This is a genomic window from Trichlorobacter ammonificans, assembly GCF_933509905.1.
GTDB classification, from domain to species: Bacteria; Desulfobacterota; Desulfuromonadia; order Geobacterales; family Pseudopelobacteraceae; genus Trichlorobacter; species Trichlorobacter ammonificans.
This window is the reverse complement of the sequence record NZ_OW150024.1, coordinates 423437-445777: the sequence shown is the minus strand read 5'-3', so window position 1 is coordinate 445777 and position 22341 is coordinate 423437. Positions and strand designations below refer to the sequence as shown.

The window sequence follows — 22341 nt, the reverse complement described above, 5'->3', positions numbered from 1 at the left end:
CTTGACGTTTGGTACCTGACACGGTCAGAGGCGGACTCCGTCCGGTCCCAGCAGCAGGTGGGCGGATTTTCCCGGCACGGCCTGGTGCTTGAGTGGCTTGCCGTTCAGCTCCAGTTCAACGGCAGCAGTATCCGAGATATCCAGAGCCAGGTTCTCGACCGCTTTCCATTCGATCAGGTCACCGGCGGTGACCTGATAATTCTGGGACACGGTTTCGTCTATCGTAACGGTGAGCGTACCGTTTTTCAACACCTTCATCCGCACCACGAAACCGCTTGCGGGTTGCAAAGACGGTGCCGGCAGCTCCTCGGCGGCAGGAGCCGGGGACGGCTCACCGCCGGTAACGGCCGGCAACGGAACGACGGCACTGGAAACAGGTGTCTGTACCGCCTGCCGGGGAACCGGCGACGGTGCCGGCGGTGGCGTGTCCGGGCGGGCGGACTGGCCGGCCTCCCGACCGGTCGGCTGGAAGAGCAGGGTAGAAAGAACCAGTGCCGCCAGCAGCATCAGCGGCAGGGCAAAGCGTTGCGCCCCCCCCATCCATGGCCTGCCGCCCTGTTCGGGCTGTGCCTCATCGGCGGTTTCGCCGGCGCTCCCCTGGCATTCGGCAACCCGGGCCATCAGGTCATCGGGGTTGATCCCCAGGTAATCGGCGTAGAGCCTCAAAAATCCCTTGAAATATGCAGGACTGGGCAGATCCTGGAAACGGTCTTCCTCAAGGGCCCGCAGGTAGGTCTTGCTGATCTTGGTTGCCTCGGCAACCTCTTCGAGGGTGTGGCCGCCCGCCTCACGGCAGTGGCGCAGTCGCTCACCGACAGACGCGGCTGTTTCGTTCGTTTCGGACGGTTCGCGGGGGCATGATTCCATGACGCCTCCTACCTGAGCAGCTCAAGATACCGGAGGGCTGTGCGGCCGATCTCGGTATCGGGAGCAATCCTGACCACTTCGCCAAACGAGGCCCTGGCTGCCGCCTGCTTGCTCTGCTTCATCAATGCCAAGCCGAGATGAAAATGGGCAGCGGCATAGTTCGGCGCTATCTCTAGAGCCTTCTGGTACTCGTCGATCGCCTGCTCCAGCTCCCCCCGGGCAAAACGTACCCGCCCGACGGCCACCCGGACGATCGGGTTCCGTGGTGACGCGGACCGAAGCGCCTCCAGCTCCTCAAGAGCCCTGCCGTAGTCTCCCTTGCCCAGATAGGCCAACCCCAGGTTGATGACCGCATGATCGTGCTGCGGGTAGAAGAGATCGTCCTTGACCGCCTTGAACTGCTGAATGGCCCCGTCCCAGCGCCCCAGGTCGAGATAGACGACTCCCAGATCATTGCGGGCTTCCGAATAGGCGGGGCGCAGGGCAAGCGCACGCAGGAAACGCTGCTCCGCCAGGTCGAGCCGCTGTTTGCCGATCAGCGTCCGTCCCAGGTGATACTGCAGTTCGGCGTTGGACGGATCGAGCTTCTCTGCCTCCGTCAGCTCCACCAGGGCAGCCGTATAGTTACGTTCCTCCAGATAGGAAATTCCCATCTGGTAATGATAGGTAGCCGGTTTACCGGTGGTGGAGGTTGCCGCACATCCCGCAAGGATGAGGAGAAGGGACAGAATCGGCAGCAGGCTGCCACGGACCATCGTGACTCCTCCTTTCACATGATAACCGTGCGAAACGGCTTGAGAAAGCTAGCAGATACCGAACCGCTTGTCAACGAAACCCCGGCACGGGATGCGACCGCCCCGCTCAGGCGAGGGGCTCGATATCCCTGAAGGTGGTCAGGCTCTTGAAGCTGCGGTAGCGCTGCTCGATCTCCGGGTAGCTGAGCCGCTTCAGCCGGTTGAGGCTGAAATCCTCCACATTGAAGGAGGCCATCACCGAGCCGAACACCAGGGCCTGGCGCAGCCCCTCCTCGGAGAAGTCGCCGGTGTTGGCCAGGTACCCCATGAAGCCGCCGGCAAAGGTGTCGCCGGCGCCGGTGGGGTCGAACACCTCTTCCAACGGCAGGGCCGGGGCGGCAAACACCGTGTCGGCGGTGAACATCAGCACCCCGTACTCCCCCCGCTTCACCACCAGCCGCTTGCAGCCCAGGGCAATAATCTGCCGCGCCGCCCTGACCAGATTGGCCTCGCCGGTCAGCATGCGGGCCTCCCCTTCGTTGATCACCACGATGTCCACCCGCTTCATGACTTCTTTCAGGGCCTCCGGCTTGGAGGAAATCCAGAAGTTCATGCTGTCGCAGGCGGTCAGTTTCGGCTGCTTGACCTGGTCCAGCACCTGCAGTTGCAACTCGGGATCGATGTTGGCCAAGAACAGCACGTCGGTATCCCGGTAGGCAGCCGGCAGCTCGGGGTTGAACTGCAGCAGCACGTTCAACTGGGTATCCAGGGTCTGGGCCTCGTTCAGGTCATAGCCGTATTTGCCGGTCCAGTGGAAGGTCTTGCCCGCAATCCGCTGCAGGCCATCCAGGTTGATATCGCGGGAGCGCAGAAAGGCCACATGTTCTTCCGGAAAATCCTCGCCCACAACGGCAACCAGCGAGACATCACTGAAAAAACTGGCCGAGGTGGCGAAATAGGTGGCCGAGCCCCCCAGGACATTCTCTCCCTTGCCGAAAGGGGTTTCAACGGTATCAAAGGCAACGGTGCCGACAACAACGATTCCCATGGTGGTTACGCTCCCTGCGCGAAGTATTTTGAGACAATGGGGCCCAGCTTGGCGACGGTTTCCGCCGGAACCCGCGCCCGGTCGCTGATGATGGCGTTCTGCAGCGTCGCGGCGCAGCAGCAGCCGCGCTTTGCCGCCGCAGGAGCCGCGGCATGCCGGATGATGTTCTTGGCCATGGTCACATTCTTGTGGATGATCTCCAGGATCGCTTCCACGGTGACGTCGTCGTGGGCGTCGTGCCAGCAGTCGTAGTCGGTGGACAGGGCGATGGTGCCGTAGCAGATCTCCGCTTCCCGGGCCAGCTTGGCCTCGGTCAGGTTGGTCATGCCGATGATGTCCCCCCCCAGCTGCCGGTACATGAACGATTCGGCCCGGGTGGAAAAGGCCGGTCCCTCCATACAGATGTAGGTGCCCCCCCTGTGGGTGACCGCCCCGGCCGTCTGGGCGGCTTGGTACAGGGTTTCGGACAGGCAGCCGCAGACCGGGTCGGCGAACATGACATGGGCGACGATGCCGTCGCCGAAGAAGGTATCCTTGCGGATCCCCTTGGTGCGGTCGATGAACTGGTCGGGGATCACGATGTGGCCCGGCGCGATCGCTTCCTTCAAGCTGCCCACCGCGGAGACCGAGATGATCCGCTCCACCCCCAGCGTCTTCATGCCGAAGATGTTGGCCCGGTAGTTGACCTCCGAGGGGAGGTAACGGTGTCCCCGCCCGTGGCGCGGGAGAAAGACCAGCCGGACGCCGTCCAGCACGCCGGTGATGTAGGGGTCGGAAGGATCGCCGAAGGGGGTGCTCACCGCCACCTCTTCAACCTGCTCAAGCCCCTCCATTTCGTAGAGGCCGCTGCCGCCGATAACGCCGATACTGATCATGGTATGGTTGCTCCCCTGGGGTGAGAATGTCTAGCTGCCGATAGTCACGACCGGACGCGGTTCCAGCCGTCCCTTCAACTGACCGCAGGCCGCGGAGATGTCGTCCCCCCGGCTGCTGCGGGTAATCACGGTAAAGTTGCGGTCCAGCAGGTACTTGTGGAAGGAGTCGATGGCCGCCCTGGTGGGTGGCTTGAAATCGGCCCCTTCGTGGGGGTTGAATGGAATCAGGTTGATCTTGCAGGGGATGTCCGACAACAGCCGCACCAGCCGTCTGGCATCCTCCGGCGTATCGTTCAAGCCCCCGAGCAGCACGTACTCGATGGTGATCTTGCGCTTGCCCGGCAGCGGAAACCGCTTCAGGGCCGCCAGCAACACGGCAATGGGATACCGCTTGTTCACCGGCATGATCCGGTCCCGCAGCTCGTCGGTGGTGGCGTTGAGCGACACCGCCAGGTTCACCGTCACCTCCCGGCCCAGCCGCTCGATCTCCGGCACCAGCCCGCAGGTGGAGACAGTCAGGCGACGGTTGGAAATCTGCAGGCCGTTGCCGTCCAGCATGATCTGCAGCGCCGGGATCACGTTGTCCAGGTTGTGCAGCGGCTCCCCCATCCCCATCAGCACGATGTTGCGCACCTCGGCGTCCCGCCGCACCGCCATGATCTGGTTGACGATCTCGGCGGTGGTCAGGTTGCGGGTCAGCCGGAAGGTGCCGGTGAGGCAAAAGGCGCAGGCCATGGCACAGCCGGCCTGGCTGGAGATGCAGAGCGTGTTGTGGTCCTCGTCCGGGATCAGCACACTCTCTACGGCATTGCCGTCGTCAAGGCGGAACAGGTACTTGCGGGTACCGTCCCCCCCCACCTCCACGGCCTCGACCTCCAGATTGCTGATAACGGCGGTCCGCTCCAGCTCGGCGCGCAGCGTCTTGGAGATGTTGGTCATCTCCCCGAAGGTGCGGGCATCCTGCTGGTAGAGCCATTTGAACAATTGGGTGGCGCGGTAGCGCTCCTTCCCCTGCCCCTGGAGGAACTGCTCCAGCATCGGCAGGGAAAGATTTTTCAGATCAGTCTTTTCCATCATGTGTAAACGCAAAACGGCCCCCGGAGCGGGGGCCGTTTCAGCAGCTACTACCCCACCAGCTCGAAGCTGTTGAAGAAGTAGGGGATTTCAAAGGCGGCGGTTTCCGGAGCATCGGAACCGTGGCTGGAGTTCTCTTCGATGTTTTTGGCGAAATCCTTGCGGATGGTGCCCGGCTCGGCGTTGGCCGGGTTGGTGGCCCCCATCAGGGTGCGCCAGTCGGCGATGGCGTTTTCCTTCTCCAGGCAGAGCACCACCACCGGCGAACGGGACATGAAGCTGCAGAGATCGTTAAAGAACGGCCGCTCCTTGTGGACATAGTAGAACCCTTCGGCCTGGCTGCGGGTCAGGTGGATCTTCTTCATGCCGACGATCTTGAACCCTTTCTCTTCGATCCGGTCCAGAATCTTTCCGGTCAGACCGCGCTCGACGGCATCGGGCTTGATAATGGCAAAGGTACGTTCCATGGTGTGTCTCCTTCGTGGGAAATGGCAATAATTCGAATCGGTATTTTTAGCACGCACCACAGGAAAAGGTCAAGGTTTTTGGGATATTGCAACGGACACCCCCTGAACCGCCTCCTCCCCCAGCACCCCCATGCTCCACTGCAGGTTGGTGCGGGCTGCGTGGTAATCCCGCGAGGCCCGGGCCAGGTTGGTCTGGGCCCGCAACAGGCTGGTCTGGGCATCGTCCACCTCAAGGCGGGTCTTGACGCCGTATTCAAATCCCTTTTCCGCCATCTGCAAGAGCCGCTGCGCCTGGCGTACCGTGCTTTTCACCGCCTGCATGACGTCGGCGGCCTCGACCAGGGCGTTGCGGGCCGTGCGCACGTCCAGGGCGATGCTGTCCCGCAGCTTCAGTTCCTCGATCTGTTTCGTGCGCAGGTCGCTTCTGGCCTGCGCCGTTCTGCCGCTGCTCTTCAGGCCGTCAAAGAACGGGAAGGAAAGATAGACGCCGGCGCTCCAGGCCAAGCCTTCGGAACGGCCGGACGGGGTCATATCCCGCAGTTCCTGCTGGTGCCATCCGGCGGCACCCTTCAGGTCGAGGCGGGGTTTGTTTTCCGCTTCGGCGATGGTGACCAGTTCACCGTAGATTCCTATCCGAAGCCGCTGATCCCCCAGTTCCGGCCGCTTTTCCAGCGCCTGCGCACGGGCCTCCTCAAACGCCGGAGCCGAAACAGGTTCCGCAGCCAGTGAGCCGGCTACGTCAACATCTTCCTCATCCAGTGCCAGAAGGAAACGGAGGCGGTCCAGGCCGGTCCTGACGGTGTTGGCGGCGCGGATCAGGTCGGGAGCGGCATTTTCCACCTCAACGTCGGCAGCCAGCACGTCATAGTCGGTGGCCACACCGGTGGCGAACTTGCGGCGGGCCTCCTCCTGATGGCGCTTCTTCTGTGCCAGATTCTCCTCTGCCAGGCGGTGCAGCTCCCTGGCCAGCAGCAGGTCGTAGAAGGCAACGGAAACGTCGCGCAGGGCCCCCTGCCGGTACAGCCGCAACTGTTCGTCGGCGGTTTTGAGCCCCACCTCGGCAGCCCGGATGGCGGCACCGATCTTCCCCCAGGTAAAGAGCGGCTGGCCAAGGGTCAGGTCAACGCTGCGGCTTGACTGAAGCGGGGCCTTGCCGCCGTACATCTGGCGGCTGCTTTCATCCCGGGCATAGCCGAAGCCGCCGTTCAGGGCGAGCTGCGGCAGGGCCGCGGCCCGCTCTTCAACGTAGCGGCCCTGCACATAGGCGGCGTATTCACGGGCCTTCTGGATGTCACGGTTCTTTTCAGCCGCGATGCGCAGGCAATCGTCAAGCGTCAGCACCTGCGGAGCGGCAAGGGCCTGGGGTGTGACAAAACTGCAACCAAGCAGAATCAGCGCAGCGCAGAGGGCGCGGAGGCACACAGAGGAAAAACGCTTGTTACGCGCAACCGTAAAGGTAGCCGGTGGCTCCCCGTAATAATCTGCCATCATGAGATCCATTGCTTTCAAAATCATCTGTTTCACCTCGTGGTTCTCCTCTGCGCCCCCTGCGGCAAAATGCCTTTCAACTGGCCAGCTCTCCCCGCAGCCAGCCGCGCACGCCGTTTAGCAGCCAGATTTCCTCGGCTTTTTCAAGGTCTGCCGGATAGAGAACCTGTTCAACAATGACTCCCTGCTGCAGCAACTCCTCCCGCATCACGCCGGGAAGCAGGCCGCTTGCCAGCGGCGGCGTCACCAGCCGGTTGTCCAGCTTCAGCACCAGGTTGGTGAAGGTCCCTTCGGTCAACTCCCCCCGGCTGTTGCACAGCAACACCTCGTCGGCCGCCGGATGTTCGCGACGGGCGACTGCATACCGCTCCCGTCGCTCGGTCTTCAGGTAGAGCCACGGATCGTCCGGATCGACCGCTTCGGCGGCCAGGGTCAGGCGCAACGGCTGGGGCAGCGGCACCAGGGGCGCTGATTCGATGGTGATGTCGCCGTTTATGTCAAGCAGCAGGCGTACCTTGTGGCGGCCGGTCGTTCCCGCGCCATGCCGCAGCAGCTCTGCCGCCACGGCCTGCCGGTCGCAACGGTGTCCCAGGCGGGAGGCGGCCCAGCAGAGCCGGTCCAGATGCCGGTCGAGCAGCGGATACCTGCCGTTGTCCAAAAGCAGCGACTCCAGCAGCCGCGGCGGCGGAGCCTGCCGCAGGAACGCCGCCTTGCCCAGGCATTCCGCATACTCGGCGGCCGGGTCCGATTCCCAGGTAACGCCGCTGCCCACCCCCATGCTGATGGTACCCTGCTCCCGGTCCAGCAACAGGGTGCGGATCGCCACGGAGAAGACCGCTTCGCCCCCCGGAGCCAGACAGCCGATGGCGCCGCAGTAGACTCCCCGGGGGTGCCGCTCCAGGCCGGCGATCAGCTCCATGCTGCGCCGTTTGGGCGCACCGGTGACGGAACCGCAGGGGAACAGGGCCCGGAACAGCTCCACCACCCCGGTGCCGGGCTTGAGCCGCGCCGAGATGGTGGAGGTCATCTGGTGCACCGTGGGATAGGACTCGCAGGCAAAGAGCAGTTCGGTCCGCACCGTGCCGGTACGGGCCACCTGCCCCAGGTCGTTGCGCAGCAGGTCCACGATCATGAGATTCTCGGCCCGCTCCTTGGCGGAACGGCACAGATCGCGGGCCAGCAGCCGGTCTTCCGCCGGATGGCGCCCCCGGACGGCGGTCCCCTTCATCGGCCGGGTGACGACGACGCCATCCTTCAGCTCAAAGAACAGCTCCGGCGAGGCGGAGATGATGGTGTGGCTGCCGGTGTGGATAAAGGCGCCGAAGGCCGGACGCTGGCTCTGCAAAAGCTGCCGGTACAACTGCAGCGGGTCATCGTCAAAACAGCCCTGCAACGGGAAGGTATAATTGATCTGGTAGCTCTCACCGCTGGCTATGGCCTCATGAATCCGTTGCACCGCAGCCGCATGTTCTTCCTGGTTGAGGAGGGGAGCAAGTACCGGCAGTGCGCCGCCGGGCTCCGGCAGCCCTTCCCCGCTGGATACGGCCTGCCGCTCCCGGAACAGGGCAAACCAGGCCAGTGGCAGCCCTGTCCGTGGCAGGGACGGGAGATGGGGATTCAGGGCCTGGGCCGCCTCGTAGGCCACGAAACCGACGGCGAACCGCCCCTGCTGCGCGGCAGCCTCGGCCTGGGCCAGCACCACCGGCACCTCCTGCGGCGTCATGGCGGCCAGGGTGCCCAGGTGGCCGGAAAAGCGCCAGGAGCGGCCGTAGGCACCCTCGGCGCAGGAGTCCAGCAGTACGGTGGGGGTGGCGTCAGACATGATCCCCTTGCCACTTCCGCTTCAGCCAGGTGCTGAAGTCATCCAGATAGGTGTACATCACCGGCACCACGATCAGGGTCAAAAGCGATGAGGTGATCAAGCCCCCCACCACGGCCCGGGCCATGGGGGCGCGCCCTTCGCCACCGGCACCGATCCCCAGGAAGAGCGGCAGCATGCCGAAAATCATGGCCAGGGTGGTCATGACGATGGGCCGCAACCGGGTCCGGCCCGCCTCGATCACCGCCTCGGTGCGGGGCAGGCCGTCCCGTCGTCGCAGGACCTTGGCGTAGTCCACCAGCAGGATGGCGTTCTTGGTGACCAGCCCCATCAGCATGATCAGGCCGATCAGGGACATGATGTTGATGGTGTCGTTGGTGATCCGCAGCATGCCGGCCATGCCGACGATGGAGAGCGGCAGGGAGAACATGATGGCCAGCGGTTCGAAGAACGATTCGAACTGGGCCGCCAGAATCAGGTAGACGAACAGCACCGCCAGGATCAGCGATTCCCCCATGAAGGCGAACGACTCGGCCATATCCTCGGCCTCGCCGGCAAAGCCGATCCGGTACCCCGGCGCCATCGGGACCTTTTTCGCCGCCAGTTCCACCTGCTTGACTGCCGTGCCGATGGGAATGCCGTCCAGGTTGGCCGACACCGTCACCAGTCGGGAGAGGTCGCGGCGGTTGATCTCGGTGGGAGAAGCGGCGGTATGCTCGGTGGTCACGCTGGCCAGCGGGACCAGCTTGCTCCCCCCGTTTCCGTCCGCTACCGCCAGTTTTAGGGAGCGCACCTGGGCCGGATACTGGCGCAGGCTCTCCGGCAACCGCACCCGCAGGTCAACGGCATCGCCATCCTCATCCTCGTACGTGGAGATCGCCTCCCCCCCCACCAGGCGGGACAGGGTGGAGACCACGGTACCGCTGTCCACCCCGGCGGACAGTGCCCGCTCCCGGTCAACCCGCAACCGGTACTCCGGGGTGTCGTACTCCAGGGTGGCGGAAATGTCCACGATGCCGGGCACCCGGTACAGCTCCTGCTTGAGCTGGGCCGCGTACGTCTTGAGCAGGGCGGTGTCGTCGCCGTAGATATTGACGTTGAGCGGCTTTACCGAGGAGCCGACGCCGCCCACCTCCTCGATGGAGAAGGTGATGCCGGCCACGGTGCGCAGCCGCTCCCGCACCTGGCGCTGAATCTCGAACTGTCCCCGTTTCCGCTCCGCCTTTTCCTTCAGCTTGATATAGAGCAGCCCGTCCCGCACCGTACCGCTGTCGCCGGCGCCGATGGTGGCGTAGGTGTGGCTGATCTCCGGAATATCCTTCACCTGGGCCAACACCTGCCGCATCCGGCCTTCGGTCTCCCTGATCCCCGCGTCCGGGGCGGTCTGGAAGGAGACCTGGAACTCGCTCTTGTCCTCGGTGGACATGAAGGAGGACTCCAGGGTGCCCATCACCCCGATGCCGACGACAAAAGCGATGCCGGCGCTGACCACCACGGCGCGGCGATGGGCCAGGGCCCAGGCGATCAGTGTGCGGTAGCGGTCGGCGGCGGCGTCGAACCAGTCGTTGAACCGCTCCAGCCAGCGGGCGATGCCGGTCCGTTTGCCTCGCATATGGATGGAGGGATCGTGCCAGCGGGAGGAGAGCATCGGGTCCAGGGTAAAGGAGACGAACAGCGACACCAGCACCGCAAAGGAGACGGTGATGCCGAAGGGGAAGAAGAATTTTCCGACAATGCCCCGCATGTAGGCCACCGGCACGAACACCGCCAGGATCGACATGGTGGTGGCAAAGACCGCCAGACCGATCTCGGCGGTGCCGAACCGGGAGGCCTCCATATGATCCTTGCCCATCTCCAGGTGGCGGACGATGTTCTCCCGCACCACGATGGCGTCGTCGATCAGAAGCCCGATGGCCAGGGAGAGCGCCATCAGGGTCATGACGTTCAGGGTCATGCCCATGGCGTTCATGACGATGAAGGAGGAGATGACCGAGATCGGCAGGGTCACGCCGGTGATCACCGTGGAGCGCCAGGAGTTGATGAACAGGAACACGATCAGCACCGTCAGGATGCCGCCGATGATCAGGGTCTCCTCCACATCGGCCAGGGATTGGCGGGTCATGATGGAGGCATCCCGCACGAGCTGTACCGTCACCCCCTGGGGCAGATCACGCTGCAGGGCGGCTATCACCGTCTTGACGTTATCAACCACCTGCACCTGATTGACGCCGGACTGCTTGTAAACATCCAGGCCGATGGCCGGCTGGCCGCCCACCAGAGCCAGTTTCCGCTGTTCCTCCACGCCGTCGGTGACCTCGGCCACCTCCCCCAGCCGTACCGGCCGGCCGTTGGTTCCGACAATTGCCATCCGGCGGTACTCCTCGGCCCGGTCCGGCTTCCCCTCGATCCGCAGCGGGTATTCCGTGCCCCCCCTGGTGATCCGCCCCAGGGGGGTGTTGACGTTTTCGCTCTGCAGGCCGGCGACCAGGTCGTTCATGCCCAGTCCCAGCGCCTCCAGCCGCACCGGATCGACCCGAACGTTCACCTCCCGCTTGGCTCCGCCCACCAAGTCCACCTTGCCGACCCCGGCCACGCTCTCGAACCGCTTCCGGATCTTCTTGTCCACCAGAGTGGTCAGGTCCCGCTGGGAGAGGGTGGAGGACTGCACCGCCACCGCCGCCACCGGCATGGCGTTGAAATCCAGCTTCTGGATGATCGGTTCCTCCACCTCCTTGGGAAGCTGCCCCCGGATGGAACTGATCTTGGCCCGGGCCTCCTGGGAGACTTCGTTGATCCGCTCCTCCAGCCGGAACTCCACCACCACGGTGGAAACCGACTCCCGGGAATAGGAGAGCACGTGCTTCACCCCGGCCACCTGGTTCACCGCCTCCTCGATCCGCTTGGAGACCTCCCGCTCCACGGTCTCCGGCGAAGCGCCGGGGTATTTGGTGACAATGGAGATCACCGGGATTTCCACGTTGGGAAACATCTCCACGGACAGGCGGCGGTAGGAAAAGAGCCCCAGGGCCACCAGGGCCAGCATCACCACCGTGGCGAAGATCGGACGTTTGATGGAGAGGTCGGCGAGGATCACCTGGCTGCCCCCGGTGTCTGCGCCAGAATCCGGTCGCCGTCGCGCAGGGTGAAGCCGCCCCGGACCACGTACTGTTCACCGGTCTTCAGCCCCTCCACGATCTCTACCAGATCGCCGCTGACCAGGCCGGTCTTCACGGTGCGCTGCCGGGCCGTGTCGTTTTCCGCAACAAACAGCACGGCCGTTCGGGCGGTGCTGTCCCAGGCACCCAGCACGGAGCGGGGTACCTGCACCACAGTGCCGCGGCTGCCGGTAATGATCCGCCCCTTGGCAAACAGCCCTCCCTTCAGCAGCTCCGGTTGGTTCTTCACCTCGGCCACCACCTTCAGCGACCGGTCAACGCTGCTCAGCTCCGGGTTGATGAACATCACCCTGCCCCGGAAGGTCTGCCCCGGCAGGGCATCAACGGAGAACTCCAGTGGCTGCCCCGTTTTGACCCGCGCGGAGTCGGCCGACGAAACGGTGACGGTCAGGTTGAGCAGTCGATTGTCCACGATCCGAAAAATCGGCTTGCCGGCCGCCGCGTCGCCGGCCAGGTCCCCCACATTCACCTCCCTGAGCGCCACCACCCCGTCCATCGGCGCCGTGACCAGCCCCTTGGCCAGGCGGGCACGACTCTGACGAGCCTCCTCTTCAGACACCCCGACCTGGGCCTGGGCAGCTGCCAGACGGGCACGGGCGGCAGCGGTCTCGGTGCGGCTGTCGTCCACCGCCTGCTGGGTGGCCAGACCAGCCTCCTTCAGCTTCAACTGCCGGGCTTCCTCCCGTTCAGCCCGGGTCAAGGTCACCTGGGCCTGGGCAGCTTGCGCCTTTGCTGCCGCCACCGCTGCTTCGGCCCGCTTGGCTTGGGCCTCGGTCTCGGCAAGATCGATACGAGCCAGGGGCTGCCCCTTGGCTACCCGCACCCACTGGGTAACGTAGACCTCCCGGATCAGGCCGGGCACCTGGGTCTTGACATCGACGCTGAATTTCGGTTCCAGGGTGCCGGTAACGTCTATGCCGTCCTGCACCGTTGCGGTGGCGGCAACGGCAAGCTCAACGGCAACCGGCGGTTTGTCCACGGTCCGTTTTTTGTCGGCGCAGCCGGTCAGCAAGAGCGGAAGCAGCAGAGTGGCGATCAGGCACTGGGGCAACGTAAGCATGGGCACGTCCTTTGAAGAGCAGATCCGGCATCCGGCAGAAACGGTCCAGGCAATATCCTGCCGTTCGGGGGAAGAAAGTTCACCGCTGGCGGTTTCCTACCGGTCGGCACATACAAGACATTTCCCGCGCTGTCAAGCTGGCGTTGCCTAGGGCGCGGCATGATGCCGTTATCTCCGATGCATGCAATTGATCTGGAGCTGTGCCGTGGTACACTGCACAGCAGGAGCCCCCCATGACTGATATCACGTTCATCGCCTTTGCCGTCAACGGCGAACTGGATCTGAACCGGCTGGCCGGCCGACTGGCCATCCCGCGCCGTTTCCGCTGGGAGGAGCCAATGCGGCTGCACCCGGTCACCTTCACCCCCTCGGTAGCCGGCGATACCCTGGGGGTCTACCTCTACTATTTCGGCAGCCTGGTCTTCCTCAACTGCGCTGACGACATCATCGCCCGCTTTCTCGACGGCCTGAAACAACACGTGGAGATCCTGAAAAACCAGACCCGTCTCCCCTTCCGGGACGACTACCGCCTGAGCGTGGTCGCCGGAGCTGAAACCGCCATCACCAACGACGGCATGACGGCGCCGCTGTTCCGTGAGGAACTGCCGGAGATCATCAGCTTTGTCATTGCCAAGTCGGTGGCCCTGGAACTGATCGAGGAACGGATCGACACGGTGTTCGACGACGTGGGCGGGCTGATCGGACGGCTGGAGCAGGGGGTGCTGGAGCTGCCGGACCGCCGGCTGGCCCGGCTGGCAGCCGCGGTGCTGGGTTTCAAATACACCTCCATCTCCCACATCATGGTGCTGGACAAGCCGGACATAACCTGGAACAACGAAGAGGCGGACCGGCTCTACCTGACCATGGCCGACCTGTTCGAGCTGACCCCGCGCTACCAGGAGATCAAGCACAAATCCGAAACCCTGATGAACGTCACCGAGGTCTTCTCCTCCCTGTCCCACGCCCGCAGGGCCGCACGCCTGGAATGGATCATCATCATCCTGATCGCTTTCGAGATCATCATGGCGCTCCTGGAAAAATTTCTGCCGCGCTGAACCGCCGTCACCCACCTCCTCAAAAGCAACATAAAAATCAAATGGTTGCCTTCGTTTGACATTATGGGCCGCTCCGTCTATACTATGCCCCCTGTTGTCATCCCCCAACGCAAAAGGTCAATCCCGTGCGCCCTCTCCATCTGCTGACGCTGCTGCTTGCCATCGCCATGCCGGCCCATGCCGGTGAGCCGGTGCAGTCGCTGCTGCATGAACTGATCCAGCCCCAGGCCCTGACCGGGTCTACGGCCGGCAGCGCTATCCAGCAGGGTACGGGATCATCGGCAGCTGCTCCCCCGTCCAACCTTTTCACCCTTGAAGAGCTGCACAAGGGGCAGGACAACGACCCCATCGCCGACCTGCACCTGCCGGACGATGATCTGCCGGCGGCTGACCTTCCCCTGGCCCTGAACGACAAGGTGGAGCGGTTCATCACGCTGTTCCAGACAAAGGGACGGGCCACCTTTGCCGGCTGGCTGCAGCGCTCCACCCGCTATCTGCCGATGATGCGGGAGGTGCTGCGCAAGGAGGGGCTGCCGGAAGAGCTGGTCTATCTGGCCATGATCGAGAGCGGCTTCAGACTGCATGCCCGTTCTGTTGCCAGCGCGGTGGGCCCCTGGCAGTTCATGCCGGCCACCGGCAGGCGTTACGCGCTACGGATCGACCAGTGGGTCGACGAACGCCGGGACCCGGTGAAGGCAACCGCTGCCGCCGCCATGTACCTGAAGGATCTCTACGGCATGTTCAACGGCGACTGGCACCTGGCCACCGCCGGCTACAATGCCGGCGAAAACAAGATCATGCGGGCCATGGACAAATACGACACCACGGACTTCTGGGAACTCAGCAAGGGGTCATACCTGAAGCGGGAGACCAAGGAGTACGTCCCCAAGCTGCTGGCGGCCGCCATCATTGCCAAAGACCCCGCCAGGTACGGTTTCAATGAAATTGTTGCCATTCCGGTGGTCGAATCGGATACGGTCGTGATCAAGGCCCGAACCGACCTGGAACTGGTCGCCCGCCTCACCGGCACGACGGTGCAGACCATCAAGGACCTGAACCCCTCCCTGCGCCACTGGTGCACGCCCCCCAACTACCCCGATTTTGAACTGCGGGTGCCCAAGGGGACCGGCAAACGATTCGAAACCGCGATAGCCGGGATTCCGGTGGAACAGTGGTACACGGAAAAAACGCTCTACGGCCGTTATCATGCCGGCCGCAAGGACACCCTGGCGTCAGTGGCACGACGGTTCGGCACCTCGGCAGGCGAGCTGGCGGAACTGAACGGCTTAGGCCGCACGCAGAAGGTGGCCGGCCGCACCCTGGTCGTGCCGGCCCGCCAGTCGGTGAATTTTGCCCGTGAGGGACGACGGGAAGAGGCGACACCCGATATCCGCTACTACACGGTACGCAAGGGCGACACCCTCTGGACCATTGCCAGGAAATTCAAGGTTTCCACCACGTTGCTCACCGCCTGGAACAACCTGAAACACGAGACGGCAGCTCTGCTGCCCGGAAAGCGCCTGGTGGTTGCCCGAAACAGCGCAGCACCCAAAAATCCAAAGGGATAGCAGTTCTCCCACCACTACACAGACGAGGTTCTCTGCATGTACTCCATCCTGCTCTGCGCCGCCCTGGGCGCAGTGATCGCGCTCATTTCCGTTGTGGCATTCAAGCTGGTCTGGTGGTGGGCCCTGCTCATCGCTCTGGTCATTTCCACCGTTGCCTTTGTCGTGGCATCCCGGATCATCATGAAAAAGGTCATGGCGGCGCTTGAGCTGGCTGCGAAGGACCTGCAGGGCCAGCGGTTCGAAAAGGCGATCCGGGGGATGAAGGATGTCCTCAGATTCGCCCCCTGGCAGATCTACCTGAGCGAACAAGTCAACTCCCAGCTCGGCATGGCTTACTACGTCAAGCGCGATTTTTCCAACGCCTTCCCGCATCTTGAAAAAGCGTTCTTCAAGAACTGGGTCGCCATGAGCATGCTGGCAATCTGCTACCTCAAACGCCAGAAACGCGACAAGATGGAAAAAACCTTCGAAAAGACCGTGCAGTGGAACGGCAAGGAGTCACTGCTCTGGAATCTCTACGCTTACTGCCTTGCCGAAGAGTGCGGCGACCGGAGCAAGGCAAAGGAAGTGCTGGAGCGGGGCCTCAAAAAGCTGCCCGGCGACCCCCACATCACGGACAACCTTGAAAACCTAGCCACCGGCGGTAAGATAAAGATGCGCAGTTTTGGCGATCCCTGGTACCAGTTCCACCTGGAAAGCGTCGGACAGCTCCAGAAACACCAGATGGCCGCCATGGGCGGCAGAATGAAAAAACGGATGGTAGTGCGGGGGTAAACCATGGGCGAAGCTTCCCGACAACGATGTCTCTGGATCATGGGAGTATCCCCGGACAGCGGGCGGGAAGCGATAGTCCGTGAGTACCTGACCATGGCGGGCTACCGCACCTGCGTCGGGACGTACGACGATCTGCTGCGCTCGGAACCTGAACGTCCGCTGGGAATCGTTCTGGATATTTCTCCCCACTCCGCCGACGGCTGGGGCCTGTTGCTCAGGATCAAGGGGAGCCCTGAAACCCGCAATATTCCGGTCATGCCGGTCTTTCTGAGCGAAACCGGCAAGGTGGGGGGCGTCTTTCCGGTTGCCGGTTTCTTTGTGGCCCCCATTGATCCCGAGTATGTGAGCGACCGTCTCACCGCCCTTGGCCTGACCGACGACGTGGAAACCTGGGATCTGCAGGCCCTGCTGGTCACCCGTGCCGGCGACGAATCACTGGCGAAAACCCTGACGGCCGTCGGCTACGACGTGGTGAACGGCTACACCGCCAAGGAAGCCCTGGCGTTGGTTTCCCTGCACCCCAAGTTCCTTGCCTTCTGCTCCCTGCATCTGCCGGACATGTGTGCCTTCGAACTGCTCGAAAAATTCCGTCTCTTTCCCTACAGCCGCAACATGCCGGTCTTCATCCTGCTCAAGAAGGAGATGAAGGAGGGAGAAAAGCAGGCCATCAGCCGGGAGGTGGCCCACCTGATCAGGAAGAAGCAGCTGACTGCGGAAGAGTTTCTGCGTTACCTGCCGAAACGGACGAAATGAAGGTACAGCCGTAGCGGCATGGCAGCGGTACAACGTACGAAGCCCCCGGGGAAATAAATCCCACGGGGGCTTCGTACGTTTGATCGTAAAGCTCGGCAGCTACAGAATACCGTTGCCGTCCCGTAGCTCGACGCTTGCCTGGGAGCGCAGCTCTTTCATCCACTGTGCAAACCGCTCCTCCTGCTTGGTGCGGTACAGCTGCTCCACGATCTCCGCCTTGACCGACTCAAAGGGTTTGAAGGCAACGCTGGAACGCTCCTCGAGCTTGACGATATGGAGGCCCGACGGCGTAATCACCAGCTCCCCCACCTGCCCCGGCTTGAGCGGCAGCAGTGCCTGCTCGAGGTCGGCAAGCATGTCACCCCGCTTGAAATATCCCAGGTCTCCGCCGTCCTTTTTGGCGGCCGGATCTTCGGAGAACTGGCGGGCCAACTCCGCAAAATCCTTGCCGCTACGGGCATCGTGCAGCAGGTTCAGCGCCTTGGTCATGGCCTGACGCACCTCGGTCTCCGGCGCTTTTTCATCGACCTTGATAAAGATATGGCGCGCCCTGAACCGCTCCTCCTCGGCGTACTTCTGTCGGTTGGCCTCGTAATAGGCCTCCGCCTCGCGATCGGACACGTGGACCTTGGCCCTGACCTCAACGCTGATCAGGCGTAACCGCTCCAGTTGCTCCCTGACCTGCGCCTCGTACTGGGTAACGCTGAATCCCTGCGCCTGCAGAGCAGCCTCAAGCTGGCTCTGGGTCATGTTATTGTTCTGGCGCTTGACATCATCGATGGCTTGGCGCACTTCGTCGTCACCGATCTTGATCCCCAGCTCCCGAGCCTTCTGTTCGGTCAGACGCTTTTCAATCAGACGTTCCAGTACCGTCGCACGCAGCTCGCGCCGCACCTTGTCATCCAGCGGCCCCTTCTTGCGAGCTTCACGCAGCAACGGCTCCGCCTCGCGCAGCACTTCCCGGAAGGTGATAATCTCATCGTTGACAACCGCCGCAATGCCGTTGACGCGGGACGCACCGGGAGCAAGGGCCGGCGGTGTCGGCACCAGTGGCATCCGCAGGGCCGGTTGGGTCGGTGGCGCCGTTTCCTCGCCAACAGGCTCGGGTCCGCCGGCACAGCCGTTCAAAATAAGCAACACCGCCAGCAACGGCAGAGCGGTGACAAACTGCGTGCGTATCACGGGACACCTCATTCGTGAAAAACCGGGAGCAGCCGTGGGCTGCTCCCGGCAGGGAAGCGATTACTTCTTTTCTGCAGGGGCGGGCTGGGCGGGCATGGCGCCATGGGGTGCCGGAGCCTCCGGACCAGCGGCGGGATCCTGCTCCTTCAGTTCAATCTTGGCCCCCTTGCGCAGGGTTTCCTTCAGCTGCATGAACGCCTGCTGCTGCTTCTGGGGCAGCAGGGCGGCCTTGATCTGCTCCTTTGCCTCGTCGAGGGAACGGACACCGGCAGCCCGCTTGCCGGTCAGCTTGATGATGTGGAAGCCGAACTCGCTCTTGACAATACCGGAAACCTCACCCTCCTTGAGAGCAAAGGCGGTCTTTTCGAACACCGGCACCATGTTCCCCTTGCCGAACCAGCCCAGGTCCCCTCCCTTGGATGCGGAGGAGTCGACCGACTTGGCTTTGGCAACGTCTTCAAACTTTGCCCCGCCCTTCAGCTGGGTCAGGACATCCTTGGCCTCCTGTTCGCTCTTCACCAGGATATGGCTGGCGCGGACCTGCTCACCGGTCTTGAACTTGTCCTGGTTCTTCTCGTAGAAGCTCTTCAGTTCTTCATCGCTGATCTTCGCATCGCTCTCGACCCGCTTCTTGAGGTAGGTGTCCACGATGATCCGCTTTTTCAGCTCCGCCATTTTCTCTTCGACATCCTTGCTCTTGTCGACGCCGTCCTTGGCAGCCTGCTGCAGGATCAGCTCACGCATCACCAGGGTCTCGATCATCTCCTTGCGCCCCTGGGGGGTTTCGGTCATGCCACGGATATATTCCGGCAGCGCCTTGACTTCGCGATCGAAGTCCTCACTGGTGATGTTGACACCATTAACGGAAGCCAACACCTTTGCGTCCTTGCCGGAGGTGGCAGGGGTGGAGCTGCTGCCTTGCTGCCCCTGGCAGGCGGTCAGGGACAGGGCGGCCAGTGCAATCAGGGCCAGATTCACAACAGTTCGAGTGTTCACGGATGCTCCTTTTCCAACAGAATGATTATAGCGATGCAAACTTGGCAAAATTACCATGGACCATGCTGCTTATGCAAGGTTGTTGACACAAAAAGAGCCCCGCCGCACCAACCGGCGGCAGGGCTTCTGGAGTATTCATACAAGAGGGTGGGGAGCGAATCAGGCCTGCAGCGCCAGCAGCAGCTTGGCCGCGACCTCCGAGCCGCTGATGGAGTAGTTTCCCTCGGCCAGCCTGGTGCTGATCTCGGAAACCTTATCGGGACGAACGACACCGCTCGACGCCTGTACGGACGACAGACCTTCCACCAGGTTGGTCAACTGGACTTGGAAGGCGCTGTGTACCGCCTGCCCTCCCTGGACCGACGGGGTGCGCCCCGTCGCCCCCGGACGGGATGTCGCGGAAACGCCTGAAACTGCTGACTGTGGTCCTGATTCAATTCGCATGGTGTCCACCTCCATTAGCAGTATAATCGGACGTTGCTCAAAAAACTTGAGGACTCAGTCCGGTTGTACCCTGGTGACGGCGCCAAACTCCGCGAGGGGACGGTCGAATGCCGTCTCGTTCCCGACCACCACCAGTTTGAACGCATCGGGATGCAGCAGCCGGCGGGACGCTCGCAGCACATCCTCGCGGGTAACCGCGGAAATCCGCTCACGGTAGCGCTCCAGGTAGTCCGGCGCGTAGCCGTAAAACTCGAGCCGTGCCTGCTGGGCAACGGTACTTGCGGAGGAGGTGAAGCCAAACAGGAACGAGTTGATGATCGACTCCTTGGCCAGCGTAAGCTCCTGGTCCGTCACCGGCTCCTTGCGGATGCCGTCGATGATGGCGGTCATCAACGCAATGGTTCGGGCCGTGGCATCGGCGCGGGTTTCGGTTTCGGCACTGAAACTGCCGATAAACCGGCGTCCCACCTCGAAACTGCTGCTCACGTTATAGGCCAGCCCCTGGTTGGTGCGGATCTCCATCATCAGCCGGGAGGTGAAGCTGCCGCCGAGAATGAAATCCAGCACCCGCACGGCGTACAGGTCCGGATCATTCTTGTCGATCCCCAGGTGCCCCAGGCGGATCACCGACTGGTTCACCTGCTTGGGCAGTAGCAGCAACTCCGGCTTGAAGGAGACTGGGACCGGCGGCAGAGGCGGCAGTGCCTGTTTGTCCGCCGGACGCTGCGAACCGATCAGTCGGTTCAAGAGGGGGATGAGCCGTTCCCGCTCAAAATCGCCGCTTACTGCCAGGATCATGGTATCGGGCCGCACATGGCGGCGATGGAAAGCAACGATCTCTTCCCTGGTAATCGCTGCGACCGAGGCCTCTGTGGGCACAACACCCAGGGGATGCCCGGCATAGATCATCTTCATCAGCTCACGGTCGGCCATCTCCTTGGGATCGTCGTTCTGCCGCCGAATCGCCTCGAGAAGTTGCCGCCGGGCAACGGTCAGCCGCTTTTCGTCGAAACGCGGGGTAAACAGTACATCCCGAAAAATCGCCAGGGTCGGCTCCAGATTGCGGGTCAGCGTGGTCATGCCGACGGTTCCGCTGTCACTGCCGAAGGCGCTTTCCACGGATGAGGCCATGAACTCCAGGTGCTCATCCAGGGCATCGGGGGCGAGAGCGCCGGCGCCGCCGCCGCGCAGCAGTGTGCCGGTGAGGGAGGCAAGGCCGCTCTTGCCGACAGGATCGTAGACCGAACCGGTTCGGATCAGGGCCGATACCGTCACGATCGGCAGTTCGCGGTCCGGCAACAGGAAGACCGGTATGCCGTTATCCAAAACAACCCGTTCGGCCTTGGGAATCCTGAAGTCAAGAGCCGGAAAGCGCATGGTCCGGGGGTCGGCGGTCTCTGCACTCCAGACAGTGCTGACACAGAGCAGAACAGCTATGAAGGCACGGATCAACAGACGGCTCATTTCGCCTCACCCCCCTGCTCTTTTTTCACCAGCGTCCCTACGATCCGGTTCTCCCGAGTCAGCCAGGCGGCAGCGACCCGCCTGATATCGTCAGGGGTCACCTTTTCCACCTTTGCCCGGTATCCGGCCAGAAAACGCCAGGAGCCGGTCACTGCTTCATATTCAGTCAGGTTGCGGGCCAGCCCGCCGTTGGTCCCCATGCGCCGCGCCTCCTCATACTCCAGACGGTTCAGGATGCGCTGCAGCTCGCGGGACGTCACCGGTTCCGCCTTCAGGCGCTCCAGCTCCGCAAGCAGCGCCTGCTCCACTTCAGCTGCCGTATGGGGAGAACGGGGGGTGGCATGCAGCACGAACAGGCCGGGATAGCGGCTGCCGGGAGCACCGAAAACCGTCACGCTGGTGGCGATCTGCCGTTCAAGCACCAGTGCACGATACAGCCGGGAGGTCCGCCCCTGCCCCAGGATGGCGGCAATGACGTCGAACACCTCGTCGTCGCGCTCACCGAGGGCGGTCTTGCGGAAGCCGATCACCACCTCCGGCTCCGCATCCCCCAGCACCTCCACCCGCCGCTCGCCACGGGGTTCCTCCTCCCGGGCCGCCACGTCCGGCACCGGCGTTCCCGGCGTCAGATCAGCAAAATAGCGCTCCACCAGCGCAATCACCTGCCGGGGATTAATGTCACCCACCACGGCGATGACCGCATTGTTGGGAGCATAGAAGCGGCGCAGGAACCCTTCCGCCTTGGTGCGGGAAAGCTGGCGGATATCGGACATCCAGCCGATGGTGGGTTGACCGTAGGGATGGGCCGGATAGGCGGCTGCAACAAAGCTCTCCCACAGTTTGGCACTCGGCTCGGCATCGTAGGAACGGCGACGCTCTTCCATCACCACCGACCGTTCGGTGTAAAACTCCCGCAGCACCGGGTTACGCATCCGGTCCGACTCGATGGCTGCCCACAGTTCCAACTTGTTGGAGGGAAGCGAAATCAGGTAGGTAGTGCCGTCGCGAGAGGTAAAGGCATTGTAGCCGGTGCCGCCGTTACGGGCGTAGAGGTCGAAAAACTCATCCTTGACCACGAAACGCTGCGCCTGTTTCTCCAGCTCGGCCACCTCCTGTTCAAGGCGCTTCACCAGGCTGGAATCGGCCCTGCCTCCCTTGGCCTGCTCCGCCAGCAGTTTCTGGGCAGCGGCTTCAATCCGTTCCAGAAGCGGCGCCTCGGCGGCGTAGTCCTTCGTTCCCAGGGTCTTAGTCCCCTTGAACAGCATATGCTCCAGCAGATGGGCGATACCGCGCTCATCGCTGCGCTCGTCCACGCTGCCCACCTTGAAGCGGATCCAGGCCGATACGGTGGGAGAGGTGTGCCGCTCCACCATCAGCAGTTTCAGACCGTTTTTGAACGTATGCTCGACAACCTTGTCCTCCAGGTTCGCCGCATGGAGCGGCAACGTCATCAGCAGCAGTACCAGCGCCAGCAGAACACTTCGGAACATCATCACT

Annotated in this window: 19 protein-coding genes; 4 read left to right on the top strand and 15 right to left on the bottom strand. The window is 62.9% G+C overall.

Annotation, left to right across the window (positions count from 1 at the left end):
• Positions 1 to 24 precede the first annotated feature (24 nt).
• The 10 genes from RAK07_RS01905 to RAK07_RS01860 all read right to left on the bottom strand — a co-directional run bounded on the left by RAK07_RS01905 (position 25) and on the right by RAK07_RS01860 (position 12608).
• On the bottom strand, positions 25 to 867 hold the full coding sequence (locus RAK07_RS01905) for a helix-turn-helix domain-containing protein (RefSeq protein ID WP_305731170.1): 843 nt from the start codon (positions 865 to 867) through the stop codon (positions 25 to 27).
• Positions 868 to 875: 8 nt separating this feature from the next.
• Positions 876 to 1622 carry a tetratricopeptide repeat protein gene (locus tag RAK07_RS01900; RefSeq protein ID WP_305731169.1) on the bottom strand — a complete coding sequence of 249 codons (747 nt, stop codon included), beginning with the start codon at positions 1620 to 1622 and terminating at the stop codon, positions 876 to 878.
• Between the two features lie 106 nt (positions 1623 to 1728).
• Positions 1729 to 2649, bottom strand: a complete 921-nt coding sequence (locus RAK07_RS01895) for a PfkB family carbohydrate kinase (protein ID WP_305731168.1) — start codon at positions 2647 to 2649, stop codon at positions 1729 to 1731.
• 5 nt (positions 2650 to 2654) lie between these two features.
• Positions 2655 to 3524: an S-methyl-5'-thioadenosine phosphorylase gene (mtnP, locus tag RAK07_RS01890; RefSeq protein WP_305731167.1), complete on the bottom strand. Its 870-nt coding sequence runs from the start codon at positions 3522 to 3524 to the stop codon at positions 2655 to 2657.
• Between the two features lie 30 nt (positions 3525 to 3554).
• Positions 3555 to 4601, bottom strand: a complete 1047-nt coding sequence (gene rlmN / locus RAK07_RS01885) for a dual-specificity RNA methyltransferase RlmN (RefSeq protein ID WP_374215753.1) — start codon at positions 4599 to 4601, stop codon at positions 3555 to 3557.
• 47 nt (positions 4602 to 4648) lie between these two features.
• Positions 4649 to 5065: a nucleoside-diphosphate kinase gene (gene ndk / locus RAK07_RS01880; RefSeq protein ID WP_305731165.1), complete on the bottom strand. Its 417-nt coding sequence runs from the start codon at positions 5063 to 5065 to the stop codon at positions 4649 to 4651.
• 69 nt (positions 5066 to 5134) lie between these two features.
• Positions 5135 to 6580: a TolC family protein gene (locus RAK07_RS01875; RefSeq protein ID WP_305731164.1), complete on the bottom strand. Its 1446-nt coding sequence runs from the start codon at positions 6578 to 6580 to the stop codon at positions 5135 to 5137.
• Positions 6581 to 6629: 49 nt separating this feature from the next.
• The gene (gene pabB / locus RAK07_RS01870) at positions 6630 to 8375 is read right to left on the bottom strand and encodes an aminodeoxychorismate synthase component I (RefSeq protein ID WP_305731163.1); all 1746 of its coding nucleotides are present in this window, start codon (positions 8373 to 8375) and stop codon (positions 6630 to 6632) included.
• The gene (locus RAK07_RS01865; protein ID WP_305731162.1) at positions 8368 to 11466 is read right to left on the bottom strand and encodes an efflux RND transporter permease subunit; all 3099 of its coding nucleotides are present in this window, start codon (positions 11464 to 11466) and stop codon (positions 8368 to 8370) included. Before RAK07_RS01865 ends, pabB begins: the two co-directional genes overlap by 8 nt.
• The gene (locus tag RAK07_RS01860; RefSeq protein ID WP_305731161.1) at positions 11463 to 12608 is read right to left on the bottom strand and encodes an efflux RND transporter periplasmic adaptor subunit; all 1146 of its coding nucleotides are present in this window, start codon (positions 12606 to 12608) and stop codon (positions 11463 to 11465) included. The genes RAK07_RS01865 and RAK07_RS01860 overlap by 4 nt, the downstream gene beginning before the upstream one ends.
• 233 nt (positions 12609 to 12841) lie before the next feature.
• Between RAK07_RS01860 and RAK07_RS01855 the strand changes: the two genes are divergently transcribed.
• From RAK07_RS01855 to RAK07_RS01840, 4 genes are all read left to right on the top strand, one after another.
• Positions 12842 to 13663, top strand: a complete 822-nt coding sequence (locus tag RAK07_RS01855) for an RMD1 family protein (protein ID WP_305731160.1) — start codon at positions 12842 to 12844, stop codon at positions 13661 to 13663.
• 125 nt (positions 13664 to 13788) lie between these two features.
• Positions 13789 to 15231, top strand: coding sequence for a transglycosylase SLT domain-containing protein (locus RAK07_RS01850; protein WP_309550339.1), 1443 nt, complete (start codon positions 13789 to 13791; stop codon positions 15229 to 15231).
• A gap of 36 nt (positions 15232 to 15267) precedes the next feature.
• The gene (locus RAK07_RS01845; protein ID WP_305731159.1) at positions 15268 to 16005 is read left to right on the top strand and encodes a tetratricopeptide repeat protein; all 738 of its coding nucleotides are present in this window, start codon (positions 15268 to 15270) and stop codon (positions 16003 to 16005) included.
• A gap of 3 nt (positions 16006 to 16008) precedes the next feature.
• Positions 16009 to 16758: a response regulator gene (locus RAK07_RS01840; protein ID WP_305731158.1), complete on the top strand. Its 750-nt coding sequence runs from the start codon at positions 16009 to 16011 to the stop codon at positions 16756 to 16758.
• 99 nt (positions 16759 to 16857) lie between these two features.
• Here RAK07_RS01840 and RAK07_RS01835 read toward each other — a convergent pair whose 3' ends face one another.
• The 5 genes from RAK07_RS01835 to RAK07_RS01815 all read right to left on the bottom strand — a co-directional run bounded on the left by RAK07_RS01835 (position 16858) and on the right by RAK07_RS01815 (position 22337).
• Complete coding sequence (locus RAK07_RS01835) at positions 16858 to 17940, bottom strand: peptidylprolyl isomerase (RefSeq protein ID WP_305731157.1); 1083 nt, start codon at positions 17938 to 17940, stop codon at positions 16858 to 16860.
• Between the two features lie 60 nt (positions 17941 to 18000).
• Entirely contained in the window at positions 18001 to 18936 is a 936-nt protein-coding gene (locus RAK07_RS01830) for a peptidylprolyl isomerase (RefSeq protein WP_305731156.1), read from the bottom strand.
• A gap of 159 nt (positions 18937 to 19095) precedes the next feature.
• Complete coding sequence (locus RAK07_RS01825) at positions 19096 to 19380, bottom strand: flagellar biosynthesis anti-sigma factor FlgM (RefSeq protein WP_305731155.1); 285 nt, start codon at positions 19378 to 19380, stop codon at positions 19096 to 19098.
• A gap of 54 nt (positions 19381 to 19434) precedes the next feature.
• Positions 19435 to 20844: a M16 family metallopeptidase gene (locus RAK07_RS01820; protein WP_305731154.1), complete on the bottom strand. Its 1410-nt coding sequence runs from the start codon at positions 20842 to 20844 to the stop codon at positions 19435 to 19437.
• The gene (locus RAK07_RS01815) at positions 20841 to 22337 is read right to left on the bottom strand and encodes a M16 family metallopeptidase (RefSeq protein ID WP_305731153.1); all 1497 of its coding nucleotides are present in this window, start codon (positions 22335 to 22337) and stop codon (positions 20841 to 20843) included. The genes RAK07_RS01820 and RAK07_RS01815 overlap by 4 nt, the downstream gene beginning before the upstream one ends.
• Between the last annotated feature and the right edge of the window lie 4 nt (positions 22338 to 22341).